The sequence below is a fragment of the Paenibacillus sp. OT2-17 genome, assembly GCF_009827695.1.
GTDB classification, from domain to species: Bacteria; Bacillota; Bacilli; order Paenibacillales; family Paenibacillaceae; genus Paenibacillus; species Paenibacillus polymyxa_B.
The window spans coordinates 1-955 of record NZ_WUDQ01000894.1 but is presented as its reverse complement, the minus strand read 5'-3'; the positions used below and the strand labels follow the sequence as shown (position 1 = coordinate 955).

1 protein-coding gene and 1 pseudogene are annotated in these 955 nt (G+C 49.3%); both read right to left on the bottom strand.

The window, feature by feature from the left end:
* Positions 1 to 549, bottom strand: a 549-nt coding sequence (locus tag GRP75_RS27980; protein ID WP_160791007.1) for a Gfo/Idh/MocA family protein, incomplete at its 3' end; no start/stop codon positions are given.
* A 237-nt stretch (positions 550 to 786) separates the two neighbouring features.
* Positions 787 to 955: pseudogene (locus GRP75_RS30775) on the bottom strand (ThuA domain-containing protein); the annotation flags it as partial.

Here is a 955-nt window from a genome sequence, read left to right as displayed (position 1 = left end):
CAAATAATAGGGGCCAATATCAAACATTGGACCGCCGCCGACTGCATAATAAAATTCAGGATCAGGATGCCAATGTTCATGTCCACGGCTCATCATGAAAGCCGTAGCGGCTACCGGACTCCCAATGACTCCGTCTTCAATCAGCTTCAATGATGTCTGTATACCGGAACCGAAGAAGGTCTCCGGTGCGCAGCCGACAAGCAGTCCCTTTTGATGAGCAAGATCCAAGACAGCCTGCCCTTGCTCACGGGTGACGGCAAGTGGCTTCTCCACATAAACATGCTTGCCTGCCTCAAGAGCTCTGAGACAAACGTCAGCGTGAACGCCCGGAATGGTCAAATTAATAATGAGTTCGATCTCCGGATCAGCCAAAATCTCATCTACCGAATATACATTCGGAACGTTAAACGCTACTGCCTGCTCCTCTGCCCGACCTTGGTCCAGATCCGCTACTGCGTACAGCTCCAGAATGTCGAAACGATGGCAATTTTCCATGTAAATTCCGCTAATTTTACCACACCCGATAATGCCTACTTTCATTTTGTTCATGTCTGGACTCCCTTCTTCTTCAGAAAAAATGGATAATGGCATTCTTTTATTTCATCGGATACTATTAGAGACTGGCAATACGAATTCAATCAGGACTTCATTGCATAAGGGCACACGCCTAACGGTATTACTGTCCGTGTTGTCTGTTCTCCTTCTGTGCTCTGTCCCTTTCTGACCATGGTGAGTTCAGGTGGTCAAACTCTTTGCCAGAGGTACTACCAATTCATCCGGTCCACGCTAACGCTGCTGGTTGTCTGTCATGCCTGTATAAGCCTCTGCCAGCGAGCTGCCCTGGGTGGCCACCGCCTGTTTGCCTGCGGCTGCCCATAGAAACCCGCTGCGCATCATCTCGGTCACTTGAGGCATATCTATGATATCTGCGTGATGGCCCAGCGCATTGTAGAAG